The sequence below is a fragment of the Glutamicibacter sp. AOP12-B1-11 genome (genome assembly GCF_052379245.1).
GTDB lineage: Bacteria > Actinomycetota > Actinomycetes > Actinomycetales > Micrococcaceae > Glutamicibacter.
Genome location: NZ_JBQSYL010000025.1, coordinates 25,949 through 46,394 on the forward strand (window position 1 = coordinate 25,949; position 20,446 = coordinate 46,394).

The 20,446-nt window shown below is 61.7% G+C and carries 18 protein-coding genes; 14 read left to right on the forward strand and 4 right to left on the reverse strand.

Annotation, left to right across the window (positions count from 1 at the left end):
• The first annotated feature begins 166 nt into the window (after positions 1-166).
• The 4 genes from ACT3UQ_RS14615 (at position 167) to ACT3UQ_RS14630 (ending at position 4,514) form a co-directional block, all read left to right on the forward strand.
• Positions 167-1,618: a cation:dicarboxylate symporter family transporter gene (locus tag ACT3UQ_RS14615; RefSeq protein WP_105569407.1), complete on the forward strand. Its 1,452-nt coding sequence runs from the start codon at positions 167-169 to the stop codon at positions 1,616-1,618.
• A gap of 315 nt (positions 1,619-1,933) precedes the next feature.
• Positions 1,934-2,059 (forward strand): hypothetical protein, encoded by a 126-nt coding sequence (locus tag ACT3UQ_RS14620; protein WP_258133479.1) that lies wholly within the window; start codon positions 1,934-1,936, stop codon positions 2,057-2,059.
• A 164-nt stretch (positions 2,060-2,223) separates the two neighbouring features.
• Positions 2,224-3,753: an NCS1 family nucleobase:cation symporter-1 gene (locus ACT3UQ_RS14625; RefSeq protein ID WP_105569406.1), complete on the forward strand. Its 1,530-nt coding sequence runs from the start codon at positions 2,224-2,226 to the stop codon at positions 3,751-3,753.
• A 17-nt stretch (positions 3,754-3,770) separates the two neighbouring features.
• Complete coding sequence (locus ACT3UQ_RS14630) at positions 3,771-4,514, forward strand: aspartate/glutamate racemase family protein (protein ID WP_444637389.1); 744 nt, start codon at positions 3,771-3,773, stop codon at positions 4,512-4,514.
• Between the two features lie 157 nt (positions 4,515-4,671).
• Here the strand turns inward: ACT3UQ_RS14630 and ACT3UQ_RS14635 are convergent, their stop codons facing one another.
• A complete protein-coding gene (locus ACT3UQ_RS14635) occupies positions 4,672-5,268 on the reverse strand; it encodes a GNAT family N-acetyltransferase (RefSeq protein ID WP_105569405.1) in 597 nt (198 codons plus the stop codon).
• Positions 5,269-5,598: 330 nt separating this feature from the next.
• Between ACT3UQ_RS14635 and ACT3UQ_RS14640 the strand changes: the two genes are divergently transcribed.
• The 4 genes from ACT3UQ_RS14640 (at position 5,599) to ACT3UQ_RS14655 (ending at position 9,460) form a co-directional block, all read left to right on the forward strand.
• Positions 5,599-6,582, forward strand: coding sequence for a siderophore ABC transporter substrate-binding protein (locus ACT3UQ_RS14640; RefSeq protein ID WP_444637390.1), 984 nt, complete (start codon positions 5,599-5,601; stop codon positions 6,580-6,582).
• 91 nt (positions 6,583-6,673) lie between these two features.
• Positions 6,674-7,654, forward strand: coding sequence for an ABC transporter permease (locus ACT3UQ_RS14645; RefSeq protein WP_105569403.1), 981 nt, complete (start codon positions 6,674-6,676; stop codon positions 7,652-7,654).
• A gap of 4 nt (positions 7,655-7,658) precedes the next feature.
• A complete protein-coding gene (locus ACT3UQ_RS14650) occupies positions 7,659-8,708 on the forward strand; it encodes an iron chelate uptake ABC transporter family permease subunit (RefSeq protein WP_105552544.1) in 1,050 nt (349 codons plus the stop codon).
• A complete protein-coding gene (locus ACT3UQ_RS14655; RefSeq protein ID WP_096287987.1) occupies positions 8,705-9,460 on the forward strand; it encodes an iron ABC transporter ATP-binding protein in 756 nt (251 codons plus the stop codon). Before ACT3UQ_RS14650 ends, ACT3UQ_RS14655 begins: the two co-directional genes overlap by 4 nt.
• A gap of 168 nt (positions 9,461-9,628) precedes the next feature.
• Here ACT3UQ_RS14655 and ACT3UQ_RS14660 read toward each other — a convergent pair whose 3' ends face one another.
• The 3 genes from ACT3UQ_RS14660 to ACT3UQ_RS14670 all read right to left on the reverse strand — a co-directional run bounded on the left by ACT3UQ_RS14660 (position 9,629) and on the right by ACT3UQ_RS14670 (position 13,077).
• The gene (locus tag ACT3UQ_RS14660) at positions 9,629-10,444 is read right to left on the reverse strand and encodes a carbonic anhydrase (protein ID WP_105569402.1); all 816 of its coding nucleotides are present in this window, start codon (positions 10,442-10,444) and stop codon (positions 9,629-9,631) included.
• Between the two features lie 217 nt (positions 10,445-10,661).
• Positions 10,662-11,870 (reverse strand): MFS transporter, encoded by a 1,209-nt coding sequence (locus ACT3UQ_RS14665; protein ID WP_258133904.1) that lies wholly within the window; start codon positions 11,868-11,870, stop codon positions 10,662-10,664.
• A gap of 7 nt (positions 11,871-11,877) precedes the next feature.
• On the reverse strand, positions 11,878-13,077 hold the full coding sequence (locus tag ACT3UQ_RS14670; protein WP_181148332.1) for an ROK family protein: 1,200 nt from the start codon (positions 13,075-13,077) through the stop codon (positions 11,878-11,880).
• A gap of 96 nt (positions 13,078-13,173) precedes the next feature.
• On the opposite strand from ACT3UQ_RS14670, the gene ACT3UQ_RS14675 reads away from it, so the two are divergent.
• The 6 genes from ACT3UQ_RS14675 to ACT3UQ_RS14700 all read left to right on the forward strand — a co-directional run bounded on the left by ACT3UQ_RS14675 (position 13,174) and on the right by ACT3UQ_RS14700 (position 20,445).
• Complete coding sequence (locus ACT3UQ_RS14675; protein WP_105569400.1) at positions 13,174-14,448, forward strand: ABC transporter substrate-binding protein; 1,275 nt, start codon at positions 13,174-13,176, stop codon at positions 14,446-14,448.
• Between the two features lie 17 nt (positions 14,449-14,465).
• Positions 14,466-15,392 (forward strand): carbohydrate ABC transporter permease, encoded by a 927-nt coding sequence (locus tag ACT3UQ_RS14680; RefSeq protein WP_105569399.1) that lies wholly within the window; start codon positions 14,466-14,468, stop codon positions 15,390-15,392.
• Positions 15,389-16,264 carry a carbohydrate ABC transporter permease gene (locus ACT3UQ_RS14685; protein WP_105569398.1) on the forward strand — a complete coding sequence of 292 codons (876 nt, stop codon included), beginning with the start codon at positions 15,389-15,391 and terminating at the stop codon, positions 16,262-16,264. The genes ACT3UQ_RS14680 and ACT3UQ_RS14685 overlap by 4 nt, the downstream gene beginning before the upstream one ends.
• 61 nt (positions 16,265-16,325) lie before the next feature.
• On the forward strand, positions 16,326-17,987 hold the full coding sequence (locus tag ACT3UQ_RS14690; protein ID WP_105569397.1) for a glycoside hydrolase family 13 protein: 1,662 nt from the start codon (positions 16,326-16,328) through the stop codon (positions 17,985-17,987).
• Positions 17,988-18,172: 185 nt separating this feature from the next.
• Positions 18,173-18,826 (forward strand): TetR/AcrR family transcriptional regulator, encoded by a 654-nt coding sequence (locus ACT3UQ_RS14695; protein WP_096288754.1) that lies wholly within the window; start codon positions 18,173-18,175, stop codon positions 18,824-18,826.
• An 8-nt stretch (positions 18,827-18,834) separates the two neighbouring features.
• A complete protein-coding gene (locus tag ACT3UQ_RS14700) occupies positions 18,835-20,445 on the forward strand; it encodes a carboxyl transferase domain-containing protein (protein WP_105569396.1) in 1,611 nt (536 codons plus the stop codon).
• The last annotated feature ends 1 nt before the right edge of the window (position 20,446 follow it).

The window sequence follows — 20,446 nt, forward strand, 5'->3', positions numbered from 1 at the left end:
GCGCGAAAGCGGATAGGCGGGTCACCTATTTCGCATTATGGAAAGAAATCATTTCGCATATCGGAATTTCTATTTTTCCTTGCGGAAATCCTGTGATGCACATTACAGTTGGGTCAGTCCTTCGACATGGCATATATCTCGCGAGTAATTAACCTCTGGAGCAGTCGTGAAAAAATCATCATCCAAAGACTTTGCCAAGGCAAAGCAAAAACCCAAGAAGCGCCTCTACAAATCATTGTTCGTCCAACTCGGAGTCGCGGTCCTCGCCGGAGTCCTCATCGGCCACTTCTGGCCCGCGGTCGGCTCGGAGCTCAGGCCACTGGGTGATGGCTTCATCATGCTGATCAAGATGATCATCGCGCCACTCATCTTCTTGGTCATCGTCACCGGCATCGCCGCCGTTGGCGACGTGCAGGCGGTGGGCCGCGTGGGAGTCAAGGCGCTGGTGTATTTCACCAGCGCAACGCTGTTCGCCCTGGTCTTCGGATTGATCATCGCCAACGTCTTCCAGCCCGGGGCAGGATTGAATATCGACCCGTCCACGTTGGACGACTCATCACTTCAGGATAAAACAGGCGAAGCCAAGGGTGCTGCCGACTTTATTCTCGGCATCATCCCGGTCAGCGTAATCGGCGCCTTCGCCGAGAACAATCTGCTGCAGGTCCTCTTCTTCTCGGTATTCTTTGGAGCGGCGATCGTCGTTGTCGGCAAAGAACGATGCATGCCGCTCCTGGCGGTTTTCGAGAACATCCTCGAATTGATCTTCAAGGTCATGAGCTGGGTTATGAAGGTCGCCCCACTTGGCGCCTTCGGCGCCATGGGCTTCATCATCGGCCAGTACGGCATCGCGACCTTGGGCACCTACGCCAAATTGATCATCGCCTGCTATGTTGCAGCACTGCTGTTCATCGGCGTGCTGTTCATCATCGCCTGGACCTTCGCCCGAGTACCGCTATGGCAGTTCATTCGCTACACCCGCGAAGAATTTCTCCTGGCGCTGGGCACGGCATCCACCGAATCGGTAATGCCGCGCATTATGACCAAGCTGACCAATGCCGGCTGCTCGCGCGCCACCACCGGGCTGGTGGTACCCACCGGCTACTCGTTCAATCTGGACGGCGCAGCTATTTATCTTTCCATCTCCCTGCTCTTCCTGGCCCAGGCTTTCGGGCATGACTTGAGCTTCGGGCAGCAGCTGGCCGCACTGGGCGTCCTGCTGCTGACTTCCAAGGGCATGGCCGGCGTCCCGGGTTCCTCGTTCCTGGCGCTGTCAGCCACCGCCGCGGCATTAGGCATCTTCCCGGTGGCTGGGGTGGCCCTGTTGCTGGGCGCCGATCGCATCATGGATTCCATGCGCGTGGTAGTCAACCTGCTGGGCAATTGCGTGGCGACGTTCGTGGTCGCCAAGTGGGAGGGCCAGTTCGACCGTGAAAATATGAAGAGAGCCTTCGCGGGAGAAATCACCAATGAGGACACGGCCCGCATGCTGGGCAAGGAAGAGGAATACGAAGCGGCCGAACTTGCCCGCTTGGCCTCTGGCGAAAAGCCCTCGCCGAAGTTCGGCGGCGGTCCGACCGCAGATGACATTCCCGAGATCACCCTGCATAAGCGCCAGTAGCTGCGCCCCGTCCCCAAGATCCGGCCCGGCGCGTGTACGCACCGGGCCGGAACCAGGTCGGCGGAATTGTTGACCAAACGCTGCAGCCGCCTTCCGACCGGGCAGGCAAACTGGTTTCGCGGGCACCGGTGCGGCTCTCAGAATGTCGCCCGGAAATTTCTTTTGACCCTAGGCACTAGTCAGCACGCAAGGCCATAACTTCCACAAAGTGAAATCTAGATTTTCTATTGCGGTAATGTGATCCACGGCATACAGTTGGTGGACAATCGATGTGGCACACATCTCGGAGTGAATTTCTCTAACTCAGGAGCAGCCATGAGCACACAACTCATAGGGACTCGCGCAGTAAAGCCAGCCTGGCGACTGCAGCACGAAGCCCAGCCCGTGGTGGGCACACCAACCGAGTTCTATCTGAACTTCGGCCAGCCGATCTATCCGTAACGCGTCATCTCGTCCCCTCAGCGGACATACACGCAGCTTCTTCCATACGCATAGACCAGCATGATTCATACATGCGCGCTGTCGATAATTCGTTGTCCCTAAAGCTTCTCACTGTCGAGAACAGACTTCGATCCTCAGCACGCACCTGAGAATAGGACCTCACCATGGGGCAAAAAACTCCGGAGACCACCTCCGCGCCGACGATCATTACCCAATCGCACAACGAACGCATTGACCGTTCCAACCCGCATGAGCTCAGCGCCACGCTGTACAACGAGGACCTCGCGCCGACTACCCGTGCCGGACGCACCTGGAACTCGTACAGCATCTTCACCCTCTGGGCCAACGACGTGCACTCGCTGGGCAACTACGCTTTCGCCATCGGCCTGTTCGCCCTGGGGATGAGCGGTTGGCAAATTCTCGGTGCCCTAGGCATCGGGGCAATCCTGCTCTTCGCCCTGCTGACCCTCTCGGGATTCATGGGCGAGAAGACCGGCGTGCCCTTCCCTGTCATGAGCCGCATCGCCTTCGGCGTCAACGGTGCGCAGATCCCGGCGCTGTTGCGTGGCGCCGTGGCCATCGCCTGGTTCGGGATTCAAACGTTCTTGGCCTCCCAGGTGCTGAGCGTCATGGTCATCGCATTGGCGCCCAGCGCAGCCGGCTTGCAGCAGACGAGCTTCCTGGGACTCGACACCCTTGGCTGGATCTGCTTCGTAGCCCTCTGGGCCATCCAGCTGGTGATTGTCAGCTACGGAATGGAAATGATTCGCAAGTACGAGGCCTTTGCCGGCCCGGTCATTCTCGTCACCTTCTTGGCGCTGGCCATCTGGATGCTCTTTGAATCGGGATTCAGCGTCTCCATGAGCACCGGCGAATCAAGGTCAGGTCTGGACATGTGGGTCGGCATCTTCGGAGCCGCCGCCTTGTGGGTTTCGATTTACGGAACTTTCGTTTTGAACTTCTGCGACTTCACCCGCGGCGCCACCTCGAAGAACGCCATCGTGCGCGGAAACTTCTTCGGCATTCCACTGAACATGCTGTTCTTCGGGGCCATCGTGGTGGTTCTCACCGGAACCCAATTCTCCATCAACGGCGCGGTCATCACCTCGCCTTCAGATGTCGTCGAGGCCATCCCCAACACGCTGCTGCTCGTCCTGGCCTCCGGTGCGCTGCTGATCCTGACCATCGCGGTGAACCTGATGGCAAACTTCGTGGCCCCGACCTACGCGCTGACCAACCTCTTCCCCAAGCGGTTGAACTTCCGCGCCGCCGCCCTGATTTCCGGCTTCATCGGCTTGGTGATCCTGCCTTGGAACTTGTACAACTCCCCGGAGATCATCAACTACTTCCTCGGTGGGCTCGGTGCGCTGCTCGGCCCGCTATTCGGCATCATCATGGCCGACTACTGGCTCGTGCGCCGGGCCCGAATCAATGTCTTGGACCTTTACCGCACCAATCCGGAAGGCACCTACTACTTCACTCGCGGCGTCAACTACCGCGCAGTGGCTGCCCTGGCGGTCAGCTCGGTCGTCGCCTTGCTCCTGGCATTCCTGCCCGCACTGCACGTTGTCGGGCCGTTCGCGTGGTTCCTCGGTTCCGGAGCCGGCGCAGTTGCCTACCTGATACTCGCCAAGCGACGCCTTGACCTGACGGATATTGACGGCGAAGCCATCGCAGTCACCCCAAAGCACTGATTTCTAAGGAACTGATCATGCGCATTCTCATTGTTAATGTGAACACGACCGCCTCGATGACTCACGCAATCGGCGAATCGGCTCGCAAAGTCGCCTCGCCGGGCACCGAAATCATCGAGCTGACTCCCGATTTCGGCGCGGACTCCTGCGAGGGGAACTTCGAAAGCTACCTCGCCGCCATCGCCGTGATGGACAAGGTCGTCAACTACCCCGGAGACTTCGACGCGGTCATCCAGGCCGGCTACGGAGAGCACGGACGGGAAGGACTGCAGGAACTGCTGGAAGTCCCGGTCGTTGACATCACCGAGGCCGCCGCCTCCACCGCACAATTCTTAGGGCACAAGTATTCGGTCGTGACCACCTTGGACCGGACCGTTCCGCTGATTGAGGACCGCCTGAAACTCGCAGGACTCACCGACCGGCTGGCCTCGGTGCGTGCCAGCGGCCTGGGAGTCCTGGAGCTGGAATCCGATCCCGAACGAGCCGTCGCGGTCATCGTGGAGCAATCAAGACAGGCGGTGCAGGTCGATAAGGCGGAAGTGATCTGCCTAGGTTGCGGCGGCATGGCCGAATTGGAGGCGAAGGTCAGCGAGGCCACCGGCGTGCCAATTGTTGATGGGGTGCGTGCCGCGGTGACCATTGCCGAGTCTTTGGTGCGCATGTGCTTGAGCACTTCAAAGGTGCGCACCTATGCAACCCCGCGCCCGAAGAGCATTACCGGATGGCCGATCAGCCGAGTAAAAAGTGGTTTGCCCGTCTGAGGCCGGGCGCCCAATTTGCACGGTAAAGCCCAAGGCGCAACTCAGTCTATTCCCAGAGTGCCCGCCTAGAGTCGTAAGTACCTCTTGAAGGTGCGAGTGATGACAAGAACCCTCCAACGCGGCAAGCGTTGGAGGGTTCACTCATGTTCAGGGTCTTTCAGGCTTCGGACCGGATTGGCCACTCCTCGGCTAGGAGCGCGTAGCTCATGCCGTCCAGCCATTGACCGTCGCGGTGCAGCGCATCGCGTTTGCTGTACCCCTCACGCCTCATGCCGATTCGTTCCATAAGCCTCCACGATGGCTCGTTCGCGGCGAAGCATTCGGCAACAACCCGTCGTAGTCCCAACGGCCCGAAGCACAGGTCGATAACCCCACGGACCGCTTCGGTGGCATAGCCGAGACCACCGTATTCGGGGTTGAAGCTCCAGCCGATTTCGGCTTCGACCCCGCGAGCCGCGTCTTCAATCTCGCTCTGGCCCCAACCATCTTTCACCTTCACCATGACCGTCCCGATCAACTGCGGCTGCCCTTGCGCATCCAGCAGCTGAACCGCGACATCACGGGAATACCGCTTGCCCTTCATGAATTGCTCCAGATACTGCGGGAAATCATCCGCGCGCGAGGTGATCCAGCGTTGCACCTCGGGTAGTTTCCGGTAGTCCCACGTCGCTTGGGCATCGGCAACTTCGAGTCGTCGCAGCGAGAGCCGCCGAGTAGCCACGGGCCAGTTAATTCGGTCGAGAGAGTCACTCATCTTCGTATCCTAGTGCGGTGCTTCGCGCCTTTTTGCCGTGGAGCGCGCAGTTCATGACGGTAAATGAACATCCAAAGACGACCGGCATCGCCTGAAAATGAATAATTTAGCAACGCTTCGCTGCACGATATTCCTTGCGCAAATAGCTTGCCTCACCTAACTAAACGCGGAAAATCCCTCATGAAATCCTTTTTTTCGACGAACTTGCCGGAGTTGAGTGAGCTAAGTAACAACGGTCTGGCTTATTCGATTTAGGTCAGCTTAGGCTAGGCTAATTATCAGATCACTCATTTGCGCGGCCAATGTCGGTCGCCTGTTCCGAAGGATGACATGGCTTCCATGAAACTTCGCGCCGCAGCTTTGCTGGGCGTTGCAGCACTCTCCCTGACAGCTTGCGGCTCCAACGCCGAAGCCCCGGCAGAGTCCGCACCAGCGGCTACCTCCACGGTGACTTTCACCGATAACAATGGCGAACACACCATCAACACCCCAGCGAAGTCAGTGGTCGCAACCGACAACCGCACCTTCGAAACTCTTGAGGCCTGGGGCATCGAGCTCACCGCCGGCGCCGTGGCGCTGATGCCGGACACCATCGACTACGCCAAGGACGAAAAGGTCATCGATCTCGGCAGCCACCGCGAGCCGAACCTCGAAGCAATTGTCGAAGTGGCCCCGGACCTGATCATCAACGGCCAGCGATTCACCCAGCACGCAGAAGAGCTTTCCAAGCTGGCTCCCGAAGCCACCATTGTGAACCTCGACCCGCGCGAAGGCGAGGCCTTCGACGCGGAGCTCAAGCGCCAGACCACCGTACTGGGTGAAATCTTCGGCAAGCAGGCAGAAGCCAAGGCGCTGACCGATGACTTCGACAAGGCCGTTGCACGCGCCAAGGCCGCGTACAACAAGGACGCGACCGTCATGGGCCTGATCACCTCCGGCGGCGAGATCAACTACTCCGCTCCGGGTAGCGGACGCAGCGTCGGCCCGGCCTTCGACATTCTGGGCCTCACCCCGGCACTGGTCGTCGAGGACGCCTCCACCGATCACGAGGGCGACGATATCTCGGTAGAGGCAATCGCCAAGTCGAACCCCGATTGGATTCTCGTCCTTGACCGCGACGGCGCAGTTGCCAGCGATGAAGCCGGCTACACCCCGGCGGCCGACCTGCTGAAGAAGTCCGAAGCACTGGCTAACGTCACCGCTGCCAAGGAAGGAAACGTCGTGGTCATGCCCGCAGATACCTACACCAACGAAGGCATCCAGACCTACACCGAGTTCTTCAATGATTTTGCAGAAGCGCTGGAAGCCAAGTAACCAGAACGCTGAATAGCGACTACGTGGCGGAGCCGATAACCGGCCCCGCCACGTAGTCGTATCCACCACATATCGAATACACGGCGGCACCATGACTACTACGACCCCCGCGGTCAAGCCCAAGGGCAGGCTCCTTGAACCCAAGCTGATGCTTGGCATCCTCGGCGTCCTCGTCCTCTTGGGCTTCTCCCTGTTCACCGGTGTCTATGACATCTTCGGCACCGATGACGGGTCGGCGATGTTCGCCGTGACCCGCATCCCGCGCACCATCGCGCTGGTCCTCGCCGGAGCCGCGATGGCCATGAGCGGGCTGGTCATGCAGCTGCTCACGCAGAACCGCTTCGTGGAGCCGACCACCACCGGCACCACCGAATGGGCCGGACTGGGCTTGCTGACGGTGCTGATCATCAACCCCGAAGCCTCGCTGCTGGCCAAGATGACCGTGGCGATCATCTTCGCCTTCATCGGCACCATGGTCTTCTTCCTCTTCCTGCAGCGAGTCTCGCTGAAGGCCTCGTTGACGGTGCCCATCGTGGGGATCATGCTCGGCGCCGTGGTGGGCGCCTTCTCCTCCTTCATTGCCCTGCAAACCGACATGCTCCAATCCCTTGGCATCTGGTTTGCCGGGTCCTTCACCTCGGTGATCCGCGGACAGTACGAGGTGCTGTGGATCGTGGCGCTGGTGGCCATCGCGATCTTCATCGTCGCCGACCGATTCACCGTGGCCGGGCTCGGCGAAGAGATCGCCACGAACGTTGGGCTGAACTACCGCCAGGTGATGCTTCTGGGCACCGGCCTGATCGCGATTGCCACCGGTGTAGTCACCGTGGTCATCGGCAACCTTCCCTTCCTGGGGCTGATCGTGCCGAATATCGTGTCCATGTTCCGCGGAGATGACCTGCGCAGCAACCTGCCGTGGGTGTGCCTGCTGGGCATTGCCATCACCACCGTCTGCGACCTGATTGGCCGCACCATCATCATGCCCTTCGAGATTCCGGTTTCCCTGATCCTCGGCGTGCTCGGCGCGGTAGTCTTCATTTCCTTGCTTCTAAGGCAGCGCAAACTTGGCTAAGCTCATGACTCCCCCGCGCACCACACCCAAGCTGCCCTCGCCGCCGGTCTTTGGCCGTGCCTCCGGCGCACTGCCAACGAAGAAGATCCGCAGTCGCTACTGGATCATCTTCTCCATCATGTTGGCCCTGGCGCTGAGCTTCAGCTTTGGGCTGCTCGCCTGGGACAACCCGATGCCGGTGGGCTCCGACGGGTTCTGGCTGATCGCGAAGATGCGCGCCAGCAATATCCTGACCATGGCCATCGTCGCCTTCTGCCAGGCAGTAGCGACGGTGTCATTCCAGACGGTCACGAACAACCGCATCATCACCCCATCGATTATGGGCTTCGAGTCCCTCTACGTGGCGGTGCAGACCGCCTCGGTGTTCTTCATGGGAGCCGCCGGCGTGGTCGCCCTGCAGGGGCTGTGGCAGTTCAGCTTGCAGGTAGCGATCATGGTGGTCCTCGCCTGCCTGCTCTATGGCTGGCTGCTGTCCGGCAAGCTGGGCAATATCCAGATCATGCTGCTGATCGGCATCATCCTGGGCGCTGGCCTCGGATCGATCTCCACCTTCATGCAGCGCATGCTCTCCCCCAGCGAGTTCGACATCCTGACCGCGAAGCTGTTCGGCTCGATGAACAATGCGGATATGAGCTACCTGCCGGTGGCCATCCCGCTGATCCTCATTGCCGGGTTCTTCCTGATCTCAAATTCCCGGAAAATGAATATCGTGTCCCTCGGCCGCGATACCACCATGAACCTTGGCATCAATCACCGCTCGGAGGTGATGCGCACACTATTCTTCGTCTCGATCCTGATGGCCGTATCCACCGCGCTGGTCGGCCCGATGACCTTCCTCGGCTTCCTCGTGGCAACCCTGGCCTACCAGCTGGCGGACACCTATGACCACCGCTTCATTTTCCCTATCGCCTTCCTGACCGGCTTCGTGGTGCTCGCCGGGGCGTACTTCGTGATGAAAAATATCTTCTACGCCCAGGGCGTGGTGGGCATCATCATCGAGGCCGTGGGCGGCGTGACATTCTTGATCTTCATCCTGCGAAAGGGCCGGCTGTGATTACCCTCAAAGAAGTGCACAAGAAGTACAGCTCCGAGGTGGCCATCGGACCGGTCACGCTCGAGATCCCAACCGGCGGCATCACCGCTCTGGTGGGCCCCAACGGGGCCGGAAAGTCCACCATGCTCACCATGGTCGGACGCCTGCTGGGCATCGATTCGGGCAGCATCGAGGTCGCCGGCTACGACGTGGCCTCCACCGCTTCCAAGGATCTGGCGAAGATCGTGTCGATCCTGCGCCAGGAGAACCATTTCGTCACCCGGTTGACCGTGCGCCAGCTGGTCGGCTTCGGACGCTTCCCGCACTCCAAGGGACGGCTGACGCCGGCGGATGAAGAGATCATCTCGCGGTCCATCGACTTCCTTGACCTGTCCGAGCTGGAGGGCCGCTACCTGGACCAGCTTTCCGGCGGCCAGCGCCAGCGCGCCTACGTTGCCATGGTGCTGGCGCAGGACACCGAAACGGTGCTGCTGGACGAGCCGCTGAACAACCTGGACATGAAGCACTCCGTGCTGATGATGCAGCACCTGAAGCGGGCGGCCCAAGAGCTGAACCGCACCATCGTGATTGTGCTGCACGATATCAACTTCGCCGGCCATTACGCGGACTACATCTGCGCGATGAAGCACGGCAAGGTCGTCCAGTTCGGTTCCCCGGAACGGATCATGAATGACGAAATCCTGTCCGAGGTTTTCGAAACTCCGGTACAGGTGATCGCCGGACCCAACGGCCCGCTGGCGGTGTACTACTAAACGAGATCCGGCGATTCGGTTCAACGCCGGATAGCCGAGATGATGATCCGCTTGAGGTCATTGCTGCCAGCTATTGCCCTGGCCGCATCGGAAAGGTGAACCAACGTGTTTCCTGAAGTCCGATCGGCACGTGCGTTTGCCGCGCTTGCAGCTGCGCTACTGGTGCCCCTAGGCGACGACGGGATTCCAGTCAACCAACCCGGTCTGCAGATCATAGACGGCCGCAATGACTTCGGTGCGCCCGGCGTTGACCGCCGCACGGATGATCTCCGAGCGTTCAACAAGCGCGGCGGCGACCGCGACGGTATTCATCCGGACCACGTTGTTGATGTGTTCTGACTTGTCCGGCACCGGTTCCGCCTCACGCGCCGCCGGCGCGATCTCGCTGATGAAATCGATCATTTCTCCCGGGGCCTTCGGTGTTTTTGCGTTCTTCTCGAGGGCTTCGACCGTGCCGGTCACCGCTCCGCAGGCGGTGTGCCCGAGGATCACGATGACCGGGACCTCATAGGGGCTGCTGACCGCAAACTCCATGCTCCCCACGAGGGTGTCGTCGAGTACCGCACCAGCGGTTCGCGTGACAAAGAGGTCGCCAATCCCTTGGTCGAAGACGAGCTCGGGGGCAACCCGAGAATCAACGCATCCGTGGACCAAGGCCCATGGTTCTTGGTGCTCTGCAAGGTCGCTTCGCAGCTGGCTTGTTTGGTTCGGGTGCTTTGGCCGGCCTTCGGCGAATCTGCTGTTGCCGGTCTTGAGCATTTCAAGGGCTTGGCCGGGGGTACTAGGTGCCTTGGCGGCGGCCGGGGCGTGATCACCTACCGGGCTCGGAGCCGTCGCGGAATTCTGCGGCGATGTGCAGGCTGCAAGGCCGGCCAGGGCAAGTACTCCACCCGCCGCCGAAAAGAATCGGCGCCTGTTCAGCTGAACCGGATCTTCCTGTTTGGAAGACGCTGTGCCGGCTACGGAGTTGGCGGATTTAGACATGTGTTATCCCCTCGGCACGCTCTGGCCAACCCCACCCGGATAAGTCGAGCCAGCACCGACCATGCTCTCGATGTGGTGAGTTAGATCGGTTTCCGTTCTAAATAGTGACTTGTATTCTACGGTGGCCTAATTGATTCATTAAAAATGAGGTGTCATATTTCGCCGGCATCGAACCAAGATGACGTCCGAGGGGCATGCGGGCCGTGAATTAGCGTTGCTAGCGCGGTGCTTTTGCCCGCAGCACCGGCGAGCACAACAGCACGATGACGCCCACCAGCGGGACGAGCAACAGCCCGGCTCGAAGCCCCCAGCCCTCGGCAACAAATCCAACCAGCGGCGGCGAGATCAGGAATCCCAGACGCATCAGCCACGAGACCACGCTCAACCCGGTGCCTGGGGCAAGGCCCGGCAGCCTGTCTGCATGTTCCATCGCGGCCGGAACCAGGGTCGCCACGCCAAATCCGGCAGCCGCGAAACCCAGCACGCTTCCCGGCACCGACGGGAAGGCGAGCGCCAACCCCATGCCGAGGATGAGGCAGACGGCACCCATTTGGGCGACCAAACGCTGTCCGAAGCGGTCAACCATGCCGTCGCCAAGAATTCGACCCACAAACTGGGCGCCGACGAGCGAAATATAGCCAAGCGCCGCGAAAGAGGCCGAAGTCCCCAGCGAATCGGCAAGATACAGCGCGGCCCAGGAGTTGCCCGCGTCCTCCGTCATGACCCCCGCGGTGGAAATCAGCACCAACGCGACCATGATCCACAGGGTGTGGTTGCGCGCCGTGCGCGCGGTGCCCGGGGAGGGATCGGCAGGGCGGTCCTCGGATACCTCTTCGAGTCCGGCTTGCGGTTTTCCCATGGGAAGGCAGAATTTGAGGGCGGTCAAGGCGACGGCCGCGAATATCAGCAGCGAGATGCCCAAGTGCACGCTCAGCGACAGGTTCAACGCCATGGCTCCGGCGGCCATGGAACCGCCAAGGACGGCGCCCACCGACCACAATGCATGGAAAGAATTGAGGATCGAGCGTCCATAGCGTCGCTGCACAAGGAGCCCGTGGGAATTCTGCGCCACATCGGTGATGGCATCCATTGCGCCGCCGAGTAGGAAGCCCGCGGCGAGCAGCGCGAGGCTCGGGGCCGAGCCGGCGCCGAGCAGCGCAGCTCCGGTGAGCATGGTTCCGGCCACGGCCACAAGCGCCGAGCCAAAGCGGCGAATGAGCCAGCCGGCCGCCAGGCCGGCAATGATTGCGCCTACCGGCCAGGCGATCACCAGAAAACCGTAGGCCGCTTCGCCCAGCCCGAAAGTGTCCTTCAGCTCGGGAAGGCGCGGCGCCATATTTGCGAACAACGCACCATTGGTCAGAAACAAGGCCGATACCGCGCCGCGCGCCCGGCGGTCGGCGCTATCGATGGAGGTCGGGGTCACCGGGAATTCATCGGTTCTGCGTTTCGAAGGGCGCGGTTGCCCGGACCAATTCGATGCCGCGCGAGATGGCCCCTTGCAATGCCACCTCCGCGCCCAGCTCGGAAACGGCCAACTGCACACAGGTGAGCTCTGGTTCCCTGGCTAATTCACGGTCGGCGATATCGATCACCGGCTGCAGGATTCCCGCCATGGCACCCGAGAGAATGACCTTCTGCAGCCCGGCGAAACCGGAAATCACGGCCACGACCTTTGCCAGCCGCCGCCCGAGCGATTCCAGGATTTCCAGTGCCAACGGATCTTGCTGCGCGGCCGCTTGGAAAACATCCTCGGCGCGCACCAGTTCGGCGGGAATCCGCCGAAGCGAGCTTTCGGCCCCGCCTGCCAGTGCATGCCTCGCTTGTTCTCGTGCGAGGTAGCCAAGCCCCAGCGCATCGCCCACCCCGGTGACATGCGAAAGGAAGCGCATCTCTCCGGCTAGCCCGTGGGTTCCGCGCAACAGGTGCCCGTCGATGACCACTCCGGCACCGAATCGTTCGCCGACCATCAGCGCGGCGAAGGAATCGGATTCTTCGAGTCCAAGTTCCGCCACCGCCGCCAGGTTCGCGTCGTTTTCAACCGAGAACAGGTGGGTATATTCCGCCAGCTGCGCACGCCAGTCCGGGTTCATCGCGGCCCAGAAGCCATCGGCCACCTTTGGCGAAAAACCACCGGAATCCACCGGAGCGGGGACCCCGATAACCAGGGCGCCGAGCTTTTGAACTCCGTGCTTCTCCAGGGTTCCGCGAAGAAGTTCCTCGGTGATGCGAAGCCGCTCTTCCCCGCATGCGCCCGGCTCCACGCTCAGGGACCGGCGTTCAATCTCCTTGCCGCGCAGGTCGGCGAGCGCCAGCGAGATCCGGTGTTGGCCGGCATCGATTCCGGCGACTACCGATTTGGCGGCGTCGAGTTCATAACGCAGGGCCGGACGGCCTTTCGAGTATGCTCCGGCGGCACGGGTGTCCTCCGCTTCACGCAGCCAGCCGGTGGCCACGAGCTCTTTTGCCTGGTTCAGCACGGTTGCCCGGGTGAGCGAGGTGAGCTCGATGAGCTCGCTGGCGGTCACCAGCCCGCGATCCCAGGTCGCCTTGAGGACCTTTTGGGTATTCAGGCGTCGCATGGAGGTGGCGCCGGGCTCCGTCGCGGAATGCTGGTTGCTGGAATCGGTCATTGATTTCACCATTTGAGTATAGACGGATATTTATTTAGATGCTAAATTTACTGAGAAAATAAAGTGACCCACTTCATTCGACCGTCGGAGATACCCATGAACATAGGATCTACCACGCTGTCCAGAGCCCTGTCCCGCAGAACATTCATCTCGTCTTTGGCAGCCGCAGGGACCCTGATGCTCGCGGGCTGCGGCGCTACCAGCACTCGCACCTCGATTCGATTCAACCAGTCAAAGCCGGAGGTCGTCCCCTACTTCCGCGACCTGCTCAGCGAGTTCAACGGCGCCCAATCTTCCATATCCGCGGTCCACGAAGTGACGGCCGGACTCTCGGCGGCCTTTGCCCGCAACGACCCGCCGGATCTTGGCTGCTTGAACTACAACTATGAGATGGCACGCTTCCAGGAACGCGGCGCGCTATCGGACCTTTCGGATCTGCCACAGGTCCAGATGAACGCTCCCTTCGTCAACGAACTGCTCGCGCTCTATCCGGATTACCCGGGGCGCACCTCGGTGCTGCCCTACTCGATGATGGGTGCCGCTGTCCTGTACAACAAGGATATTTTCGCCAAGCACAACCTGGCCATCCCGCAGCGCTACTCGGAATTCGTGGCGTTATGCGAAGAGCTCGTGGACCTGAAGGTCACCCCGATCTACTCCACCTTCAAGGACGCGTGGACCGCATCCCAGGGACTGGCGGACTACACCCTGGGCGGAGCCGTGGACATCAACAAATTCTTCGCCGCGCTGCGAAGCGTCGGCGCGGATTTCACTCCCGGCTCCGAACTGTCCTTCTCCCAGGCCTTCACCGACCCGCTGCTGCGCATGCAGGAACTGGCCAAGTTCTCCAATAAGGATGCGGCGAACCGCGGCTACGGCGACGGCAACCTCGCCTTCGCCAACGGCCAAGCGGCCATGTACCTCCAAGGCCCCTGGGCACTGCCCGAAATCTCCAAGACCAACCCCAGCGCCAATATCGGCACCTTCCCGCTGCCCATGACCGAGGATCCGGACGATCTGAAGGTCCGCGTCAATATCGACCTGGCGCTCTGGATCCCGGAACAGTCCGAGCACCAGGATGAAGCGCGTGAACTGCTCGAATTCCTCTGCCGGCCCGAAGTCCAGAACCCCTATAACGAGATGGCCCTCGGTTTCGGAGTGCGCTCGGACTCCCCTCCGGCCAAGGACAAACGCCTGGTGCAGCTGCAGCCCTATATCGATCGCGGCAAGGTCTTCCAGGGAGTTTCCACCGCCATCCCGCGCACCATCCCCTTCGAGAACTACATGCAGGGCCTCGTGACCGGAAGCAGCGTAGAACAGACGTTGGCCACCCTCGACGCGGACTGGGCTCGACTAGCCCAGCGCGGCTAGTCAGCTAAGGACGAATCATGGCTCTGACGACCTCAATCAAACCCACGCCCGAAGCTCAACCCGCCGCGCCTGCGCGCCCGCCACGGCGCCGGCGTATCGAATGGACCTATCTGGCATTCCTGCTTCCCGCGCTGATCTGCTTCACCATCGCCATTACGGTTCCCGCATTGATGGGCATGTTCTTCAGCTTCACCGACTCGGTCGGCTTCGGCGACTACCAGATCATTGGCCTGACCAACTACCTGGCTCTGTTCACCGACCCGGCCATCATCGGCGCCTACGGCTTCACCCTTGGTTTCGCATTCATCACCGTGATCATCACCAACCTCATCGCCTTTCTGCTCGCCATCGGGCTGACCGCGCAGATCCGTGCGCGGGTCGCGCTACGGGCCATCTTCGTGATGCCCATGGTCATTTCGGGCATCGTGATCGCCTACGTTTTCAATTTCGTCTTCTCCAACACCTTGCCGGCCTTCGGAGAAACCATCGGATTGGACTTCTTGAAGTCCTCAATTCTGGCCAACCCCGACTACGCCTGGATCTCCATCGTGATCGTCACCGCCTGGCAGGCGATCCCGTCGGCCATGCTGATCTACATAGCCGGGCTGATGGCGATTCCCTATGACCTCTACGAGGCTTCCTCGCTCGATGGAGCCAGCGCCTTCGGGCAGCTCAAGGCGGTGACCTTGCCGCTCATGGTGGGGTACATCGGAATCAACATGATCATTGGCTTCAAGAACTTCCTCGGTGCCTATGACATCATCGTCGGCCTGACCAATGGCGGACCGGGAGTAGCCACACGCTCCATCGCCATGACCATCTTCACCGGATTTGAACGCGGCGATTACGCCTACCAGATGGCCAACGCCACCGTCTTTTTCCTCATTTCGCTGATGATCGCGCTGCTCCAGCTGCGCCTGACAAGTAAGGGAGTGGCCAAATGAGCGTTACCCTCCAGCAACGGCTGAACAAGCGTTCCCGCGCACGAATTGGACGCGAACGCATCAATTGGTGGGCCACCGGAGTGCTGGTGGCCTGCGCCCTCACGGTGCTCATCCCCTTGTTCGTGACCGTCTCCATGGCGTTCAAGTCGGCCGCTCAAGCAGTTGACGGGAAAGCCTTCTCGCTCCCGCGCCCGTTCTCCATCGAGGGTTTCACCGCGGCCTGGGAGCTGGTCAATTTCCCCCGCGCCTTCACCATCTCGCTGCTGATCACCCTGGCCACGGTGCTCGGCGGAGTGATGCTCGCTTCCATGGCTTCCTATGCGATTCACCGCAACTGGCATAAGCGCCTCTACCGGCTCAGCTTCTACTACCTGCTGGCCGCGATGTTCCTCCCGTTTCCGGTGCTCGCGCTCTCCCAGGTGAAGCTCACCGGACTCTTCGGGCTGGATAACCCGGTAGGCGTAGCCATTCTGCACGTGATGTTCGGGCTGTCTTTCAACGTCCTGCTCTTCACCGCCTTCCTGCGCGGCCTGCCCGGAGAGCTGGAGGAAAGCGCCCGCATCGACGGCGCAGGCACCTGGACCACCTACTGGCGGATCATTTTCCCGATGATGGCGCCGATGAGTGCCACCGTGGCGATCTTCGCGTTTCTGGCCTCCTGGAATGACTTCATGATGCCTTCGCTGATCATTGCCGAACAGGCCGACCAGACCCTGCCGGTAGTCCAGCAGCTTTTCCAGACCCAGTTCTCAAATAACTACAACGTCTCCTTCGCCTCCTACCTGATGGCGATGGCGCCAAGCATCGTGGCCTACCTGTTCACCCAACGCTGGGTCATGTCCGGGCTCACCCAAGGGGCGGTGAAATCCTAAGCCGCCCCTCCCCTGAACCATCTACATTTAGAAGCAGACAACATTTCCGGAAGGAAGCAAGATGACCTTGCAAGATATGCAGAACTCCGCCGGCCTTTCGCCGGATGCCAACTGGTGGCGCCAGGCCGCCGTCTATCAGATTTACCCGCGCAGCTTCGCCGACGCAAACGGCGACGGCCTGGGCGACCTGCCCGGCATCACCTCCAAGGTCCCCTACCTGAAGGAGCTCGGAATCGATGCCGTCTGGCTCTCCCCGTTCTACCCCTCGGCCCTCGCCGACGGCGGCTATGACGTGGACGACTACCGCGATGTTGATCCCCGCCTGGGCACGTTGGAGGATTTTGACCGGATGGCCGCTGCGCTGCACGCTGCAGGCATTCGGGTCATCGTGGATATCGTGCCGAATCATTCCTCGGACCGCCACGAGTGGTTCAAGGCGGCGCTCGCCGCACCGAAGGGATCGGCCGAGCGCGAGCGCTATATTTTCCGTGACGGCCTGGGCCAGGATGGCGAGCTGCCGCCGGCCGATTGGGAATCCTTGTTCGGCGGACCGGGTTGGACCGCCGTGGGAGACGGCCAGTGGTACCTGCATCTTTTCGCCAAGGAACAGCCGGACTTCAATTGGTCCAATGAAGAAGTCCGCGCAGACTTCCGCAAGACCTTGAGATTCTGGTCCGACCGCGGGGTGGATGGCTTCCGCGTGGATGTGGCCCACGCGCTGACCAAGGACATCCCGTTGACCGAGCTGCCGGATAAGGCACAACTCGACGCCCACCCATGGGACGGCACCCATCCGATCTGGGATCGCGACGAGGTGCATGAGGTCTACGCCGAATGGCGTGAGGTCTTCAACGAATACGAGCCACCGCGCATTGCGGTCGCCGAAGCGTGGACCAATGCCGACCGCCGCCCTGCCTATGCCCGGGCCACCGGGTTGGGCCAAGCGTTCAACTTCGATCTGCTGCAGGCGGACTTCGAAGCCGAGGCGTTCAAGAAGATCATCTCCTTCAACCTCGCTCAGGCTTCCGCCGCCGGCTCGTCGACCACGTGGGTGTACTCGAACCACGATGTGGTTCGCCACGCCACCCGCTATGGGCTGGAAGCAACCGGCGATCCGGACGCAGCGAAGACTTGGCTGCTGCAGGGTGCGGATCCCGCCCGGGTGGATGTGGAGCTGGGGCTGCGCCGCGCTCGCGCGGCGACCCTGCTGGAGCTGGCGCTGCCCGGCAGCGCTTACCTGTACCAGGGCGAGGAATTGGGACTTCCGGAGGTGACAGGCATTCCGGATGAGCAGCGCCAGGATCCCGCATTCTTCAGGAATAAGGCAGTGGAAGTCGGCCGTGACGGGTGCCGCGTCCCGCTGCCCTGGGAAGCGAGCGGTTCCTCCTTCGGGTTCGGCTCCGGCGAAGCGCATCTGCCGCAGCCAAAGGATTTTGGCCGGTACGCGGTAGCGGCACAGTCCGGGGTCGAGGGCTCGACGCTGGAACTCTACCGCGAGGCACTGAAGCTGCGCCGCGAGCTGCAAAGCGACGAATCGCTCTCCTGGCTGGCGACCGAGTCCGGCACGCTCGGCTTTTCCCGGCCGAATGGTTGGGTGAGCTTCACCAACTTCACCGCGCAGGCTCAGCAGCTGCCGGCCGGTGAAGTCCTGCTGGCGAGCGGTCCGCTGGATGCAGCAGGCCAGCTTCCCGCGGCAACCACCGTGTGGTTGCGCCAGCGCTAAACGAGGAGCTTTCCGACAAATCCGCGGGCCGGGCCGAATGCGCAAGCATTTGGCCCGGCCCGCAGCCTTCTCCCCGCACTGGCTAAAGTGACCCTTGACACAGCTCGCATTTCCGACTTGACTGAGAGTCAATCAATCGATTGATTGATTGACTCTCAGTCTTTGGGCGAAAGCGATTCAAGAGCATGGACATCGACCAGGTACAGCGAGCGGCCGTCGCACGCTTCGCCCAGCAGGGCTTCGCCGCCACGGGAATCAGGGAACTGGGCACCGCGGCCGGCATCAACTCGGCCACCCTCTATCACTATGTCGGCAGCAAGCAGGATCTGCTCATGCGGATCATCTCCGACTGCCTGAACGCCATGATCGCCGGCGGCCGCGCAGCAATCGCCGGCGAGCAACAACCCACCCGGCAGCTCGCGAGGCTGATCGCTTTCCATGTGGCATTCACCGCCACCAATCCGCTCACCGCGCGTGTCGCCGAATACGAGATGCGCGCCTTGACCGGTCCGGCGCAGGAACAAATGCAAGCACTCCGGGACCACTACGAATCGCTCTTCTCCAAGGTGCTGGCTGCCGGCCAGGCGGCCGGCGAATTCGCCACCGATGACCTGACCATGGCACGACTTGCGGTGATGGAAATGGGCACCGGCGTGGCCCACTGGTACCGCCCGGACGGCAGGCTCAGCCTGAGCCAAGTCCAGCAAAACTTCGTTGCCATGGCCTACAGAATTCTTGCGGTCACCGAAGCGCCGCAGCAACTCGGCGACCTATTGGCCATTCCACGCCGGCTCGCGAGCGAACCGGCCACCATCCAAGCCCAGCAGACCGTCAGCTAAGGAACCCAGTGAAGACCCTGCACTCACAGCTCGACACCAGCTCCGCTGCCTACCAGCGCAACGCGGCCGAATACACGGCGCTCACCGATGAGCTCCACCGCCGCCTGGAGCGCGCCGCCCGCGGCGGATCCGAGAAATCCCGCCAGCGCCATGTGGACCGCGGCAAGCTGCTGCCCCGGGACCGCGTCAACCAGCTCCTGGACGACGGCTCCCCCTTCTTGGAAATCGCCCCGCTGGCCGCCGAGGACATGTACGACGGGGCGAGCCCGGGCGCCGGCATGATCGCCGGCGTTGGGCTGGTGCACGGCCGGCATGTGCTGGTCATCGCCAATGACGCCACGGTCAAGGGCGGCACCTACTTTCCGATCACCGTCAAGAAGCATTTGCGCGCCCAGGAGATCGCGCTGGAAAACGGCCTGCCCTGCGTCTATCTGGTCGACTCCGGCGGAGCGTTCCTGCCCATGCAGGACGAGGTCTTCCCGGACCGCGAGCATTTTGGCCGGATCTTCTTCAACCAGGCGAACCTGTCGGCCAAGAAGATCCCGCAGATCGCCGCGGTGCTCGGCTCCTGCACCGCCGGCGGCGCCTACGTCCCGGCGATGAGCGATGAAACGGTGATCGTGCGCAACCAGGGAACCATTTTCCTCGGCGGCCCTCCCCTGGTGAAGGCCGCCATCGGCGAAATCGTTACCGCCGAGGAGCTGGGCGGCGGGGATCTGCATGCCAAAACCTCCGGAGTGGTGGACCACCTGGCCGAAACCGACGAACATGCGCTCATGATCGTCCGCGACATCCTCTCCACGCTCCCGGAGAATCCCGCCCCGGCCTGGAGAATCGCCGAGCAGGTGGCCGAGCCGCGCTACCCGGCCAGCGAATTGGCCGGCTGCGTGCCGGTAGACGTCAATGCCCCCTACGACGTCCGCGAAGTCATCACGCGGTTGGTCGACGGCAGTGAATTCCATGAATTCAAGGCCGAGTACGGCACCACCCTGGTCACCGGCTTCGCCCGTATCCACGGCCACCAGGTGGGCATCATCGCGAACAACGGCGTGCTGTTCTCCGAGTCCGCGCTGAAGGGCGCGCACTTCATCGAGCTCTGCGACCAGCGCGGCATTCCGCTGCTCTTCCTGCAGAACCTCGCCGGGTTCATGGTGGGCCGCGACTACGAGGCAGATGGCATCGCCAAGCACGGAGCCAAGATGGTCACCGCCGTAGCCACCGCACGCGTGCCCAAGCTGACCGTGGTGATCGGCGGATCCTTCGGCGCCGGAAATTACTCGATGTGCGGCCGGGCCTACTCCCCGCGCTTCCTGTGGATGTGGCCGGCGGCGCGCATCTCGGTGATGGGCGGAAACCAGGCCTCTTCCGTGCTCTCCACGGTCAAACGCGACGGCATCGAAGCCTCGGGCGGAAGCTGGAGCGCCGAAGACGAAGAGGCCTTCAAGGCGCCCATCCGTGAGCAGTACGAGAGCCAGGGAAACCCCTACTACTCCACCGCACGCCTGTGGGACGACGGAGTCATCGATCCGGCCGATACCCGCCGGGTCCTGGGCCTGGCCCTGGACGTCTGCGCCCGTCAACCATTGCCGGAGACCTCCTTCGGCCTATTCCGGATGTAGC